This is a genomic window from Aliarcobacter sp., from assembly GCF_041672065.1.
Classification (GTDB): Bacteria; Campylobacterota; Campylobacteria; order Campylobacterales; family Arcobacteraceae; genus Aliarcobacter; species Aliarcobacter skirrowii.
The window spans coordinates 1-15,227 of the sequence record NZ_JBAZAH010000008.1; the positions used below are offsets into that span (position 1 = coordinate 1).

Sequence of the window (15,227 nt, forward strand, 5' to 3'; positions counted from 1 at the left end):
CAGTGTTATCTTTTATTTGTGCTAAGTATGTACCGAACTTTTTTGCAAATTCTGATGATGGAATAAGTTCATTTGTAGAATATGTTACCACAATATACTCCTTTAAATTATGCGTAATATTTTACGGCTATTATATCATCATTTTATATATTTTAATAAATTATCTACTTTCTAAATACTTTTTTAAAACATCTTCAAGTTTTTCTTGCAGTTCTATAGGTTTTAAAATCTCTATATATGGAATCCATTGTTTTACGATATTTAGTATCTCATCATCGAAGCTTACATTTGTAGATACTACAAAGTATTCATCTGTATTATCTACTATTTTCATATTTGATAATACTTTTTTTCTTAAAAAATACTCTTTTGCACTATTTTGAATTTTTAGGTGTACTTCTTTTGACTCTTTTGATAAGAAGTTTATTTCACTTTTTTCAATCTCTTTTAAAATATTTTTATCAACTATAAATTTATCGCTACTTATTTTTAGGCTTTTTATTTTTGAGAATGTATAGGTTTTTATAGTGTTATTTTCAAGAGCACTTAAATACCAAATACCATTTGTATTTATTAGTTTATATGGATTTACAACTCTTTTTTTATCATTGTAAAAAAAGCTAATTGTTTTTTCTTCTATTATTGCACTACTTAAGTTTTCAAATAGTTGTTGCTTTTCTTCTATATCTTCAAAGCCACTATTTTGAACCATATATGCTCTATTTATCTTTTCATTTAAAATATCTTTTAAAAACTGGTTTGTTAAAGATGGGAATAGAGATTTAATACCACTAAATATAGCAAAGTTTTTAATATCATCAAAGTTTAGTTTTCCAACAGCAATTTCATCTAAGAAAAACTCTTTGCCCTCTTTTTTTATATCAAAATAGGAAAATCTAGCAATATCTCTCTCTATTGTTCTTTTTGATACGCCAAACTCATTTGCTAAAGATTCAATAGTTAATCTCTCACCTTGATTTAGTTTATAAATAATAAGGGACAATCTAGTGGCTAATTTATCGTGTTCCAATTTGTTTTCCTTGGATAAAAAAGAAGATATTTAAAATATGAGATATAAAAAAAGGAAGCGATTTTTCGCTTCCTTTTGGGGAAAATAAAGAAAAATACCAATTATCTTTTTGAGAATTGAGAAGATTTTCTTGCTTTTTTCTTTCCGTATTTTTTTCTCTCTACAGATCTTGCATCTCTTGTTAATAAACCATGTGGTTTTAAGATAGTTCTAAATTGCTCATCGAAAGCTACTAATGCTCTAGAGATTCCGTGTCTTACAGCATCTGCTTGAGCTGAATATCCACCACCTAGAGTTTGTACTACTACATTTACACTTGTCTCTTGTTTTGCTACATTTAATGGTTGCATAACTCTTTTTTTAATTGACTCATGTCCACCTAACCAAGCATCAAGAGTTTGACCATTGATTGTTAGTTGTCCATTTCCATTTTCTAACCACACTTTTGCTATTGCAGTTTTTCTTCTTCCAGTTGCATATACTTTTGCCATTACTATTATCCTTTAATTTGAGCCGTATGAGGATGTTCACTTCCTGCATATACTTTTAATTTTTTTAACATAGCTTTACCAAGAGTAGTTTTTGGAAGCATACCTCTAGTAGCTAATTTATACAATTTTTCAGGGTTTTTTTCAAACATTTCTGACATTTTGTGAGTTTTTGTACTTCCAAAATAACCTGAGTGTGTATAGTAGTTTTTATCATCTAATTTTGCACCTGTAAATTTAGCTTTACTTGCATTAATTATTACTACATAGTCACCACAATCAACATTTGGTGTAAAACAAGGTTTATTTTTACCTCTTAAAATTGTAGCAACTTCAGTAATAATTCTTCCGAATACTTTACCTTCTGCATCAACTACAACCCAAGATCTTTCGATTTCGTTGGCTTTTGCCATTTGAGTAAATTTCATTTATTAACTCCCTTTCTTTAATGAGTTGGAATCATATTTAAGTTATCCTTATAATTAACTTAAATTAAGTATAAATTAATAATATATTTTAAAAGTTGAACCAACTCCCAAAGTTGACTCTATTTTTAGCTCAAAATTATGTATAGTTAAGATAGATTTCACAATAAACAATCCTAAACCCAAAGAGTTATTCCACTCATTGTTGTTTGCTCTGTAATACTTTTTAAATATATTTTCCAAATTCTCTTTTGATATTCCAATTCCCTTATCAATAACAGCTAAATAACTATCTGTAATCTCTATTGTAATATCATCTTGAGAGTATTTTAAAGCATTTTCTATTAGATTTGTAATAGCAATAGATATTAAAACCTCATCAGCTTTTATCTCTTTATCTTCTCCTAAAATATTTATCTCTTGATTTTTATACTTTACTTTTAAATCACTAATTATATTTTCTAAAACTCTTTTTATTGATATATTATTCAAAGCAATTGTGTTGTTACTATCTTGAAGTTTTAATGCAAGTCTTAACTTATCAATAATTTGTGACATCTTATTTGAGTTTGAGAAGATTTTATTTAAAAACTTTTTTTTCATATCTTTTGATAAGTTCTCATCTTCAATCAAAGTTTGACTATAACCAGAGATTACAGCAATTGGGTTTTTAAACTCATGAGAAATAGCAGAGATAATATCATCTTTTTGTCTATTTGCAAGAGTTAATTTTGCAGTATGTTTTACTTTTTCTTGCTCTCTTTTTGATAGCTTTAAAGATACTTTGTTTAATAACTTTGCAATCTTATAAAACTCAAAAGTGTAGTTTGATTTTAGAGGTATTGGAGTTTTTTTATTTTTTATATCTTTTAAAAAATCAAGTATTAAATCTGTCTCTTTTTTTATTTTTAGACTAATAAAATAGGTTGCCAAAAAAGCTAAAAATAGAAACAGTAAAATATATATAAAAATCTCAATTGTGAGTGATTTAAAATTATCTGTTATTTTATTTGTATAGTCAGCCATTCTTATGTAGTAAGTTTTACCATCTATTTCAATCTTTCTTGCAATATATAGTAAATCTTTTCCTAAGGTTTCAGAGACTCTTGTATCTTTTCCAATACCAATATTTTTTGCCTCTATAATTTCTACTCTATTTGAATGGTTTTTTATATCATCCAAATTTTTATGACTCTCTGCTATTACATCTCCAAGTTCATCTATTACAGATACCCTTAAAGCAAGAACTTGACTTAAGTTTAAAACCACACTATTTAAACTATTTATATCTTTACTATTTTGTAAAACAACAGCTAATGTATCCAAATTTTGTATTAGATTTTTCTCAATTTGATTTATATACAGATTTTTTGCCCAAAAATATGTAGCTAGTGTTAGAGTGATTAAAATAGCAATAAATATTGCTAGATAAGTTCGTAAAAATAGTTGATGAATCTTTAACAAAAAATATATCCCTCTCCACGAACAGCTTTTATATAGTTCTTTTTAGCTTTTGGATCTATTTTTGATTTTAATCTTTTTATTGCAACATTTACAGTCTTCTCTTTTTTATCTAAAGAGTCCTTCCAAACTTTTTCAAGAAGATAATCTCTTGAAAGAAGAATATCTTGATTATTTATAAACTCAAACAACAAAGAGCTCTCAAGTTGAGTTAGTTCAATCTCTTTATTTTCAATATAAAACTTTTTGTTTGCAAAGTTATAAACAATATCTTTTGCCTTTATAAACTCAAGCTCTTTTGAAGTTCTTTTTATTACAGCTTTTACTCTAGCAATTAGCTCTTTTAGATTAAAAGGTTTAGTAATATAATCATCTGCAAATGCCTCAAATCCTTCTAAAACATCATTCTCTTTATCTTTTGCAGTTATGTAAATAACTGGATTAGAGTAACCACTTACTCTTAACTCTTTTATAAATGTAGTTCCTTCAATATTTGGAAGATTTCTATCCATTAAGATTAAATCTATGTTCTCCTCATCCAAAACTTTTCTTACATTTTTATCCACATTTAAAAATCCAATAGTATCATAACCCTCTTTTTGTAGTGTGTACTCAAGAAGTTCAAGCATATCCTCTTCATCTTCAACTATAAGAATTAATTTTTTCATTTTATCTCATCTGCTTTTTTATCATTTATTGGTGAAAATTTTATAGATAATATTCTAAACACAAAGAAGACAAATATTACAAATAGTAAGAATACTATATCAAAGTAGTCTCTATTTTTATTTGCTGATAAAATTATAACTTCTCTTATTAGAAATATTATAAAAATATCAATAACATATCTAAGTCTTAATGTCTCTTTTTTTATAAAATCAGAAATCATCTTAACAACTTCCATAATCACAATAAACTCAAGCATAAGTATAATTGCTCTATAAAAGTCGTGTCCAGCTATGAATATCACTAAAAATATTACAGTAGCAACCAAAACTTCAAAGTTTGAACTAAAATAGTCCGAGATTTTTTGTATAGCTTTTTTCATGCAAAAATTATATCATAAGAATTATGATTGAACCATATCTCCACCTAGTTTTGCAAACTGTAGCAAACTAGCTATTGATACAGATCTATCTGCAATTTTCTCCAATCTTCTTAAACTACTTAAAATATCAAAATACTCTTTTGATAAATCAAGATTTTTTGTAATTAGTTTTAAAATATTTTTCTCAATCATCAAGTATAAATCATCTGTTTTACTCTCTTCTACAACAACTCTTTGATACTTTTGCTCAACTTGTTTTAAATCATGCTCATCTATTATAGATACAGCTGTTTTTGTAGATAATAAAGCCGATTTTAAAAGAGGAATTGTGTACTCTAAAATAGTATTTGTATCTAAATCTTCACTATAAGATCTTCTAAACATTTTTGCAAAATCTTTTGTATTTGCAGCTGTTCTTACTATCTCATTTGTGATTTTTAAGAATGCTACCATTCTTCTTAAATCTCTAGCTTCTGGTGTATATAATGCCAAAGTTGTAATAATAATATTATCTAGTTCATTTGATTTTACTAGAAATTTTTTCTCACTAATTTCAACATTTTTTAGATTCTCTATCTTTCTTTCATTTAAAGATTTTAAACAAACTTCTAAAGCTTCAACAACATCTAATCCTAATTTTTCTACTTCACTTTTTATAAGTTTTAATTTCTCTTCATAAGGTTTTAACATTATCCAAATCTCCCTGTAATATAATCTTCTGTTTTTTTATTTGTTGGATTAACAAATATTGTCTCTGTTACATCATACTCTATTAATTTTCCTAAGTGAAAAAATGCCGTATAATCAGCAACTCGTGCTGCTTGTTGCATATTGTGAGTTACAGTTATAATTGTATAATCTTGTTTTAATTCAAGCATCAAAGACTCAATTTTTTCTGTACTTATTGGGTCTAGTGCAGATGTTGGCTCATCCATTAAAATAACTTCTGGTTTAATTGCAATTGTTCTTGCAATACAAAGTCTTTGTTGCTGACCACCTGAAAGTGAGGTTCCTGGATTTTGTAACTTATCTTTTACCTCATTCCAAAGTCCAGCTTTTATTAAAGAAGTTTCAACCAACTCATCACACTCTTTCCCTTTTTTTACCATTCCATGTTTTAATGGCGCATAAGCAACATTATCATAAATAGATTTTGGAAAAGGATTTGGTTGTTGAAATACCATTCCAACTCTTTTTCTAACACTTACCTCATCAACATCTTTATCATAAATATTTTTTTTGTCAATTACAATTTTTCCATCAATTTTAACACTTGGAATTAAATCATTCATTCTATTTATACATCTTAAAAATGTAGATTTTCCACAACCAGATGGTCCAATTAGTGCTGTTATTTTATTTTGATACAAATTTACATTAATATCAAATAGTGCTTGATTTGAACCATAATACAAATTTAAGTTTTTTACATCTATTTTTGTTTTATTATCTGTACTCATTTTTTTCCTTTTACCATTTTACTTCAAATTTTTTTCGTAAATATATAGCTATTGCATTTAGTGAAATTAATATTGACAATAGAACCAAAATTCCAGCTGCTGTTTTTTCTATATACATACCCTCAGGCATTCCAGCCCAAGTAAATAGTTGTGCTGGCATCACAGTTGCCGCTTGTGTAACCATTGTTGGAGCATCTGGAATAAAGGCAATCATTCCAATGATGATTAAAGGTGCCGTCTCTCCCATAGCTTGAGCTAAACCAATAATTGAACCTGTCATTATCCCTGGAAATGCAAGTGGTAAAACATGATCTCGTGTAACTTGAATTTTATTTAATCCCAAACCATATCCAGCTTGTCTTATATTATCTGGAACAGCTCTTAATGCTGCTCTTGAACTTACAATTATAATAGGAAGTGTCATAAGAGCTAAAGTTAAACCTCCAACTAAAGGTGAACTTCTAGGCATTCCAAAAAGGTTTATAAAAATTGCCAGACCTAAAAGTCCAAATAAAATAGATGGAATTGCTGCAAGATTATTGATGTTTATTTCAATAAACCTTGTAAATTTATTATCCCCAGCAAACTCTTCAAGATAAATTGCTGTCATAACTCCAATTGGAAATGCAACTGCCATTGTTATAATCAAAGTTAAAACAGACCCAACAATTGCAGAAAAAAGACCTGCATATTCTGGAATTTTTGAGTCACCATTTGTAAAGAATATTGCATTAAATCTCTTTTCAATTAAACCTTGATTATAAAGTTCATCAACTTTTGCTCTATCTTTACTCTTCAAAGTATTGTGATGCTCTTTTAGATATTGATCAACTTGACTATTTGCTAAAACCCAAAGAGTTTGTGTTGTATTCAAATACTCTGGATTTTTTTCTAAAAGTTTTGGAATATCTCTTAACCAAGCTCTTGAAACCAAAGTTCTATAATCTCTTGATACTGCTAATCTTGTATCCTCTAAAGTTTTTTGATTAAATGTAACTTCTGTTTTTATGTAAGCAATATTAAAAGCAGGAACTCCTTTTGCAATCATATCAAATAGGAAAAATGCTAAAAATGCTATTGAGAAGATTAAAGAAGTTAAGGTAAACTTTTTAAATCTTTTTGCACTTTTATGCCTACTTTTTAAAGTTGGATCATAAAATGGGTTATATTGTTTGTTTCTCTTTTTTCTTTTAATCATAATGTATTCACTTTATATTTTTCTTTAAATTTTCTAATTAGAGATAGTGAGATTATATTAAGTATTAAAGTAACAATAAACAACATTAACCCCAATGCAAATGCTGAAAGTGTTTCAGGCGAATTAAATTCAAAATCTCCAACTAAACTATTTACTATTGTAACAGTAACCGTTGTCATATCTTCAAGTGGATTCCATGAAAGATTTGGTCTTAAACCTGCTGCCATAACAACAATCATAGTCTCTCCTAAAGCACGTGATAGTGCAAGAAGTGATGCTGATATAATTCCAGGCATTGCACTTGGAATTACAATATTTTTAATAGTCTCTGATTGTGTCATTCCAAGAGCAAAAGCTGCTTTTCTTTGAGAGTCTGGAACAGCTCTTATAACATCATCACTTAAAGAAGATACTAAAGGAATAATCATAATTCCCATAACAACTCCAGATGCTAAGGCACTATTAAATGCTGCATCAATTCCAAAATATCCTGCAATTTCAACAATTATTGGAGCAACTGTAATAGCTGCAAAGAATCCATAAACAACAGTTGGAATACCAGCAAGAACTTCTAAAATAGGTTTTAAATAATCCCTAAAAGTAGAACTTGCATATTCACTCATATAAATTGCACTTCCAAGTCCAATTGGAATTGCTACAAGTAGTGCTATTGCTGTTATTACAAATGTTCCTGCAAATATTGGTAATGCACCAAACTGGCTACCAGCAGTTCCTGGTGTCCACTGTGTTCCTGTAAGAAAATACCAAAAACTTCTTAGTTTAAAGAACTCTATTGCTTCAAATAATATTGAAAACAAAATCCCAAAAGTAGTTAAAATAGAGATAACAGCTGCAAGTATTAATGCAGATTTTATAAGTTTCTCATTTAACTCTCTTTGTTTTTTTCTTGATTCAAAAGTACTCAACACTTTTACCTTCTATTAAATTTTGTGTATTATATTTGTAATCGATTACAAAATGATTACAATATTTTATCTTTACAAAACTCTATATATTGGTTTTTTTGAACTCTTTGACTCTTTTTTTAGCTCACTTAAAACCTGATCAAAATCATCTATTTTTGAGCTACTATCTACTTTCACAATTGCACTTGATACAGATAGAAGTTTAAACTCTCTTGTTGTTCCAAATCTATCTTTTGCAACAATATAACCTCTTTGTTTATCCTCATTTGAGTACAAATTTTTTACACTATTTTCAAACTCATTTTGAACCTCTAAAGTTAGTTCAAATATATCTTTTTTATTATCTTTTTTTAATCCTACAAAAAAATCATCGCCACCAATATGTGCTATAAATGAATCTTTTGGATACTTTTTTTGTAGAATTTCTGAAAATATTAGTATTGCTCTATCACCTTGTCTAAATCCACAAACATCATTAAATGGTTTAAAATCATTAAAATCAAAATATATAATATGCCTACCATCTTCTATATGTCTATTCTCAAAAGTATCACTTATAAACTTCTCTATTTGATTATTTCCAGGAAGTTTTGTAAGTGGATTTTGATTTGCAACTATTTGAAGATTTCTTTGATATGAGAGATTTAATAAAGAGTTTAAGTTTATAAACCCTTTATATTTTTCACCTTCTGTTATAAATATTCCCAAAGAGTTATTGAAATTTAAATTATACATCTCTAAGATTTTATCAATTCCCCAAGATACCTCAACGCTTAAAGCAGGTTTTATATATTTTAATAGCGTTGAAGAGAATGTCTTATTTTGTGCAAGTGCAAAACCATATTGTGAGTATGAAATCTCTTTGATATCACTTTCGTTTATAACTCCTAAAAAATATCCAAACTCATCTACAATTGGTACAAAATTGTGTTTAGTTCCTTTTTTAAAGTGTAAAAACAGATCATGCAAAGATGTATTTACATCTAAAGCATCTATTTTATCTATATATTTATCATCAATATGATTATTCTGTTTTACTCTTTGATCCTCTTGTATTAAATCTTGGATATTTTTATAAACATCTAAAATCTCATCAATATTTTTTGTTGGTTTTTGGACTAAATATCCTTGCATAAAATCAGCACCAATATCTTTACAAGTATAAAACTCTTGAACTGTTTCAATTCCCTCTGCAATAACTTTCATTCCCATAATATGAGCCATCTCTATAATTGAAGAGCAAAAGAGTTTTTTCTTTGAATCTTGGTCAATATTTGATATAAAAAATCTATCAAGTTTTATAATATGTGCTTCACTAAAATATAGTAACTTTAAACCAGAAACCCCTATTCCAAAATCATCTATGGCTATTTTATAACCACTTGATTTATATCTTTGTAGCATTGATGATAAAGCATTTTGCTCAATTGGTGTTCCCTTTTCACTCAACTCAAAAAAAATTCTATCTTTTGTTAAATTATATTTTTTTAAAATTCTTTCTGTATTTCCTTGAGAGTAGTTTTTATTATAAATTATTCTATTATCTAAATTGTAAAATAGTTTTAGATTTTTAATATCTATCTTTGCAAACTTCTCTATAGCTTTTTCTCTTAACTCTAAATCAAACTCATATAAGTAGTTTTCATTAAATACTAAATCAAACAAATCATCAATTGTGCTTACTTTTGGAATATTTTGAACATCTCTTAAAAGTGCTTCTACTGCATAAGTTTTGCCATTATGTGAATAAACAATTGGTTGAAAAGCATAATCTAGCTTATCAATAATATTACTACAATTTGGCATATATTGGATTTCCTATTTTTATTTGAAAGATTGTAAAAAGGGAAAAATCCCTTTTTTATTAAATTATTTTAGCTCTTTAGCTGTAAGTTTTGTACTATTTAATACTTTATCTCTAGCTTTAGTTCTTAAATCGTCTGCTAATGGAATAAGTCCAAGTTCACTTAAAATTCCATCTTCACCAATCATCTTTTCACTCATAAATAGTTTTGTGTACTCTTTTAAAGATGGAACACTTTTTGAGTGTTGATTTTTGATATAAAAATACATAGATCTTGCAACTGGATAGCTACTATTTGCAATAGTTTCAACTGTTGGTAAAGTATTATCAATACTTAATCCAATAACTTTATCTCTGTTTTCAGCTAAAAATGAGTAACCAAAAATTCCAATAGCAGCTTCATTTCTTGTTAATCTTTGAACAATTAAGTTATCGTTTTCACCAGATTCAACATAAGCACCATCTGTTCTAATTACTGAATAAGCTTTATATTTTTTATTTGCTTTTTCATCTTTTTTATATAAATCTGTATATGCTGATACTTTTTTAAATACATCTTGTAATACTAACTCTTCAAATGAATCTCTTGTACCTGATGATTTTGGTGGTCCATAAACTGTAATCTCTCTATTTGGTAAAGATGCATCTATATCTGACCATTTTTTATATGGGTTTGCAATTAAAGATTTTCCATCTTTTGAAGGAACTTCTGCAGCAACTGCTAAAGCTAACTGTTTTTTTGTGATATTAAAGCTTTTTACTTTTGAACTTTGAGCTATTGCAATACCATCAAATCCAATTAGTGCTTCAGTGATATCTGTTACACCATTTTCTTGACACATTTTAAACTCACTAGCTTTCATCTGTCTTGAAGCATTTGCAATATCAGGAGTATTTATATCTATTCCACTACAAAATAGTTTCATTCCTCCACCTGTTCCTGTTGATTCAACTACTGGAGTTGGGAATTTTGTAGTAGCTCCAAACTCTTCAGCAACTGAAGATGAAAAAGGATAAACTGTTGATGAACCAACAATTTTGATTTGATCTCTAGCACTCAAAGTTGTAGCGATTAGTGTACTTGCTATTAAAGCAATTGACGTTCTTTTTAAACTCATTTTTTCTCCATTAAATTTATTTACAATGGAAGTTTAAAATTTGTTGATTACAAAATGGTTACTATTGCCTAAACTTCTTAAAATTTTCAGCTTGTTCAAATATCTCTTTATACACATCATCTTTAGTTATTGGTGGGTAACCATGTTTATCTAGTAAAATTATCAAATCCACTTTTAATTCAGCTTTTATATCTTCTCTTATATTCCAATCTGTATATTTTGATTTATCATCAACTACAATTTTTACCTCTTTTGATAAGGCTAATAGTTTATCTTCAGGATAAGAAAAATCATACTTAATAGCTATTGATTTTAAAATATCGTAAAAAGCTTTTTCTTCAAAATCAATGCCTAAATCAGCAAAAGACTCTTTCTCTTTTTGAAGTGCATAATATAGGTCTATAATCTCATCTGTAAAATCATCTAAAACACTGCTTACAAGTACATCATTCTCTTTTCTTTCATTATATTTTTCAACAAGTGCATTAAACTTTTTAGAAAAATCAACTGCTTTTACTTTATTTACTTTTTTAAACTCTTCTAAAGCTTTTGCTAATAGCTGTTGAAGTAGTTTTATCTTTGTATTTGGAAGTTTGATTTTATTTATCTTATTTATATAATCTTCATCAAAAATATCAACTTTACTCTCATCATCACTTCCAAGTTTAAATATCTCTTCTACACCTTCACTTTTCATTGCTTCTTCTATCATTTGTGCAACTTTTTTATTCATAGAAGCTGTATCAGGAGCTTCACCACGAGTTAGCTTAACAACGATTGAACGAATAGCTAAATAAAAGTGAATATAATCTTTCTCTATCTCTTTAAAAACTTCACTTCCACAACAAATATCATAAGCACTTTTCAATCGTTTTACTATATACATAAATCTATTTTCAAGCTCTTTTGTGAGCTGTACAAACTCACTTGCATTGTTTAAAGTAGCTAATTGCTCTGTTGGTGTTCCAATAAAATATTTACTACTATCAAATTTATAAAATAGCTTTGATAATAAATCAAGCTGATCTCTTACAACAACTATTGAAGCTTCTATATCTTCAAAGTTTTGTGAGTCCATTTTTGAAAACTGTTTCAAAGCTTTATTCATAGCTGTTTTTATACCTATATAATCAACTACTAAACCTTTTTCTTTTCCTGCATATTTTCTATTTACTCTTGAGATAGTTTGGATAAGATTGTGTTCTTGTATAGGTTTATCTATATAAATAGTATCTAAAAATGGTACATCAAATCCTGTAAGCCACATATCAACAACAATAGCTATTTTAAAGTTTGATTTTTCATTTTTAAACTGTGTATCTAAAGTTTTTCTATACTCTTTAGTACCTAGCAAATCATAAAGCTCTTTTTCATCATCTTTGCTTCTTGTCATAATCATTTTTAATTTTTCAAGAGGTAGAATCTCTTTTTTATCTTTATCACTTAGTTCAACACCATCTTCACAAACTTTTGATTCATTCCAAGATGGTCTTAAAGTAATTATCTCTTTAAAAAGTGAATAAGCAATAGATCTTGAACTAGAAACAAATATAGCTTTTCCTTTTATACTTGCACCCTCTTCTACTCTTTTTTCATAATGTTCCACAAAATCTTTTGCTATTGCTTTTATCCTATCCATATCTCCTAATATTGCACTCATATTTGCCATAGATTTTTTACTATCTTCTATTTGATGTTCATTTGCTCCAAGATTTGCACACTCTTCATAATATTTTTCTATCTCTTCAAGTTTTGAGTTATCTAATAGTACTTTTGCAGCTCTTCCTTCATATACTATTCTTACAGTAATTTCATCTCTTACTGATTCAGTCATAGTATAGCTATCAACAACATCTCCAAAAACATCAAGTGTTGCATCTATAGGAGTTCCAGTAAATCCAACATAAGTTGCATTTGGAAGAGAATCATGCAAATATTTTGCAAAACCATAACTCTTTTTAACACCATCTTGTGTTACTTTTATTTTTTGCTCTAAGTTGATTTGGCTTCTATGTGCTTCATCAGAGATTACTATAATATTTGTTCTATGGCTTAAAACTTCTAAATCTTCTGTAAATTTATGAATAGTTGTTAAAAACACTCCTCCACTCTCTTTGTTTTGGAGTTTTTGCCTTAAATCTGCCCTACTTTCAACACTAACTATTCCATCATCACCTATAAAACCTTTTGCATTTGAAAACTGGCTACTAAGTTGTACATCTAAATCGGTTCTATCTGTAATTAAAATAATCGTTGGACTTGAGAAATGAATACTTTTCATAAGCATTCTTGCAAGATAAAGCATAGTAAAACTTTTACCACAACCAGTTGCTCCAAAATATGTACCACCTTTTCCATCCCCTTTTGGCTTTTGATGAGCTTTTATATTTTCATATAGTTTTCTAGTAGCATAATATTGAGGATAACGACAAACAATTTTTTCTTCTTTTTTTGATTTATCTGGCATATAAATAAAGTTGTGAATAATATCTACAAGTCGCTCTTTGTGAAACATCCCAGCAATCATAGAGTGCATAGATGGTATTCCATCTACTTCTACCTCATCTCCTGTTATTTTTCTCCAAGCATAAAAAAACTCATAAGGTGAAAAAAATGAACCTGATTTATTATTTACTCCATCACTTATGACACAAAATGCGTTGTATTTAAAAAGCTCTGGAATATCTCTTCTGTATCTTGTTGTAAGTTGCACAAAAGCATCATGTATAGTTGCCTCTTCTCTTATGGCACTTTTAAACTCAAACACAACCAATGGAATACCGTTTATATACAATATTCCATCTGGTATTCTTTTTTCATAGCCCATAATTTCAAGTTGATTTACTATTTTAAAGTTGTTTGAATTTACATCATCATAATTTATAAACTCGATATAGATATCTTTATCATCTGCTTTTTCTCTTTTTAGAATAAATCCATCAGCGAGGAGTTTCATTATGGCTTTGTTAGAATCGTACAAATCACTTGCTGGATAGTTTTGAAGTTTTCGCACAATTTGAGTGATTTCACTATCAGTTATATTTTCAGTTTTATATCTACTTTTTAAATACTCTTTTAAATCATCTTCTAGTAACACTTCACTTTGATTTCTTTGTATATCTTTACCAAAAACATAAGTGATACCTTGATTTTCAAGTAACTCTATAAATGCTAATTCTAATTTTTCTTCTGTAAATTTACTCATTATCACTCCATATAAGATTATTTTTCCAGTTTTTTATAAATCCCATTTTTTGTACATCAACTTGTGGATATTTTTTTAGTAAAACTTTTATTTTAGTTTTAAATTCTATCTCATCTTCACCAATACAAGTTAAAATATACTCAATAACACTTAATGCAAAAAAGATTTTATTTTTACTATTTGATAATTCTTTAAAAACTTCATTATTTCTTGGTACTTCGAAACTAACTCCTAAAGTTTTATTCCAAAGTCTACTATGATGAGCACAAGCATTTCTTACACTTGAAAGTGCTTTAAACCACTTAAAAAATACAACTTTATTAATCCCACCCATGCATGATATTACTTCATTTTGTTCTTTTTCTTGTAAAATCATAAATAATTTTGATAAAGACCCAAATGAAATAATCTCTACAACTGTCCAAATAGGTAAATCTGTAGTATTATATTTAGTTTTAAAATGTCTTATAAATACTTCTTTTGAACGCTCTTTTTCTTTTAAAATATCTTGATGAAGTTCATCAAAATCTTTTTGCATATTTGTTCTTAATGTTGAAATATCCAAGTATCCAAATGCATCATAAGATTTTGAATGATAGTAAGCAATTTGAGTTCTTAAATATATTTCTATAACTTCAATAGCTTCAAATATGATTTTTCTAAGCTCTGTATCAAAATAATACAATTTTATAATATCTTCAAAAGTAGTATTCGGTAAGAATTTATTTTTATTTTCAGAATTTTTAGAATATTGAAAAGGTAGAAAGTAAGCACTTAATCTATAATAATTTATATGTTGAAGTTTTGTAAGTACATATTTTTCATTTGAAATAATCAAACCTCTTTCTTTTAAAAGTTTTAATTGTTCTTCAAAAGTTTTATGTTTTTTTTGATAAGTATTTTGTTGATTTTTTAATGTTTGTAGTTGTTCTTGAAGATTATTCATAAAGAAGACCCTCTCTTTGGCACATTGTTAAGAGGTGGAAAGGGTGTGTTAGCGAAAGTATAACTTACATAATCTTTAAGTGCACTTATAGATATTTTTATACTATCAACTAATAGTA

At 27.6% G+C, this 15,227-nt stretch carries 14 protein-coding genes; all 14 read right to left on the reverse strand.

Annotation, left to right across the window (positions count from 1 at the left end):
• Positions 1-160: 160 nt before the first annotated feature.
• Positions 161-1,030 (reverse strand): helix-turn-helix transcriptional regulator, encoded by an 870-nt coding sequence (locus tag WC168_RS02290; RefSeq protein ID WP_372617304.1) that lies wholly within the window; start codon positions 1,028-1,030, stop codon positions 161-163.
• Positions 1,031-1,131: 101 nt separating this feature from the next.
• Positions 1,132-1,521 (reverse strand): 30S ribosomal protein S9, encoded by a 390-nt coding sequence (gene rpsI, locus WC168_RS02295; protein ID WP_066160240.1) that lies wholly within the window; start codon positions 1,519-1,521, stop codon positions 1,132-1,134.
• Between the two features lie 5 nt (positions 1,522-1,526).
• A complete protein-coding gene (rplM, locus tag WC168_RS02300; RefSeq protein ID WP_066160236.1) occupies positions 1,527-1,946 on the reverse strand; it encodes a 50S ribosomal protein L13 in 420 nt (139 codons plus the stop codon).
• A gap of 75 nt (positions 1,947-2,021) precedes the next feature.
• A complete protein-coding gene (locus WC168_RS02305; protein WP_372617306.1) occupies positions 2,022-3,407 on the reverse strand; it encodes an ATP-binding protein in 1,386 nt (461 codons plus the stop codon).
• The gene (locus WC168_RS02310; RefSeq protein ID WP_066352076.1) at positions 3,401-4,072 is read right to left on the reverse strand and encodes a response regulator transcription factor; all 672 of its coding nucleotides are present in this window, start codon (positions 4,070-4,072) and stop codon (positions 3,401-3,403) included. The genes WC168_RS02305 and WC168_RS02310 overlap by 7 nt, the downstream gene beginning before the upstream one ends.
• Complete coding sequence (locus tag WC168_RS02315; RefSeq protein ID WP_066160227.1) at positions 4,069-4,452, reverse strand: phosphate-starvation-inducible PsiE family protein; 384 nt, start codon at positions 4,450-4,452, stop codon at positions 4,069-4,071. The genes WC168_RS02310 and WC168_RS02315 overlap by 4 nt, the downstream gene beginning before the upstream one ends.
• A 21-nt stretch (positions 4,453-4,473) precedes the next feature.
• Positions 4,474-5,142: a phosphate uptake regulator PhoU gene (locus WC168_RS02320; protein WP_372617308.1), complete on the reverse strand. Its 669-nt coding sequence runs from the start codon at positions 5,140-5,142 to the stop codon at positions 4,474-4,476.
• Complete coding sequence (gene pstB, locus WC168_RS02325; RefSeq protein ID WP_066160221.1) at positions 5,142-5,912, reverse strand: phosphate ABC transporter ATP-binding protein PstB; 771 nt, start codon at positions 5,910-5,912, stop codon at positions 5,142-5,144. The genes WC168_RS02320 and pstB overlap by 1 nt, the downstream gene beginning before the upstream one ends.
• A gap of 10 nt (positions 5,913-5,922) precedes the next feature.
• The gene (pstA, locus tag WC168_RS02330) at positions 5,923-7,110 is read right to left on the reverse strand and encodes a phosphate ABC transporter permease PstA (RefSeq protein WP_372617310.1); all 1,188 of its coding nucleotides are present in this window, start codon (positions 7,108-7,110) and stop codon (positions 5,923-5,925) included.
• Positions 7,107-8,036 (reverse strand): phosphate ABC transporter permease subunit PstC, encoded by a 930-nt coding sequence (gene pstC, locus WC168_RS02335; RefSeq protein ID WP_372617312.1) that lies wholly within the window; start codon positions 8,034-8,036, stop codon positions 7,107-7,109. Before pstC ends, pstA begins: the two co-directional genes overlap by 4 nt.
• 72 nt (positions 8,037-8,108) lie before the next feature.
• The gene (locus tag WC168_RS02340; protein ID WP_372617314.1) at positions 8,109-9,842 is read right to left on the reverse strand and encodes an EAL domain-containing protein; all 1,734 of its coding nucleotides are present in this window, start codon (positions 9,840-9,842) and stop codon (positions 8,109-8,111) included.
• 63 nt (positions 9,843-9,905) lie between these two features.
• Positions 9,906-10,958, reverse strand: coding sequence for a substrate-binding domain-containing protein (locus WC168_RS02345; RefSeq protein ID WP_372617316.1), 1,053 nt, complete (start codon positions 10,956-10,958; stop codon positions 9,906-9,908).
• A 61-nt stretch (positions 10,959-11,019) separates the two neighbouring features.
• Complete coding sequence (locus tag WC168_RS02350) at positions 11,020-14,163, reverse strand: type I restriction endonuclease subunit R (RefSeq protein ID WP_372617318.1); 3,144 nt, start codon at positions 14,161-14,163, stop codon at positions 11,020-11,022.
• On the reverse strand, positions 14,156-15,109 hold the full coding sequence (locus tag WC168_RS02355; RefSeq protein ID WP_320340902.1) for an Abi family protein: 954 nt from the start codon (positions 15,107-15,109) through the stop codon (positions 14,156-14,158). The genes WC168_RS02350 and WC168_RS02355 overlap by 8 nt, the downstream gene beginning before the upstream one ends.
• Positions 15,110-15,227 lie beyond the last annotated feature (118 nt).

What these genes read in the sequence shown, in the direction of transcription:
- rpsI (WP_066160240.1), bottom strand. Translation starts at nt 1,521, where the DNA reads ATGGCAAAAGTATATGCAACTGGAAGAAGAAAAACTGCAATAGCAAAA.
- rplM (WP_066160236.1), bottom strand. Translation starts at nt 1,946, where the DNA reads ATGAAATTTACTCAAATGGCAAAAGCCAACGAAATCGAAAGATCTTGG.
- WC168_RS02310 (WP_066352076.1), bottom strand. Translation starts at nt 4,072, where the DNA reads ATGAAAAAATTAATTCTTATAGTTGAAGATGAAGAGGATATGCTTGAA.
- WC168_RS02315 (WP_066160227.1), bottom strand. Translation starts at nt 4,452, where the DNA reads ATGAAAAAAGCTATACAAAAAATCTCGGACTATTTTAGTTCAAACTTT.
- WC168_RS02320 (WP_372617308.1), bottom strand. Translation starts at nt 5,142, where the DNA reads ATGTTAAAACCTTATGAAGAGAAATTAAAACTTATAAAAAGTGAAGTA.
- pstB (WP_066160221.1), bottom strand. Translation starts at nt 5,912, where the DNA reads ATGAGTACAGATAATAAAACAAAAATAGATGTAAAAAACTTAAATTTG.
- pstA (WP_372617310.1), bottom strand. Translation starts at nt 7,110, where the DNA reads ATGATTAAAAGAAAAAAGAGAAACAAACAATATAACCCATTTTATGAT.
- WC168_RS02340 (WP_372617314.1), bottom strand. Translation starts at nt 9,842, where the DNA reads ATGCCAAATTGTAGTAATATTATTGATAAGCTAGATTATGCTTTTCAA.
- WC168_RS02345 (WP_372617316.1), bottom strand. Translation starts at nt 10,958, where the DNA reads ATGAGTTTAAAAAGAACGTCAATTGCTTTAATAGCAAGTACACTAATC.
- WC168_RS02350 (WP_372617318.1), bottom strand. Translation starts at nt 14,163, where the DNA reads ATGAGTAAATTTACAGAAGAAAAATTAGAATTAGCATTTATAGAGTTA.
- WC168_RS02355 (WP_320340902.1), bottom strand. Translation starts at nt 15,109, where the DNA reads ATGAATAATCTTCAAGAACAACTACAAACATTAAAAAATCAACAAAAT.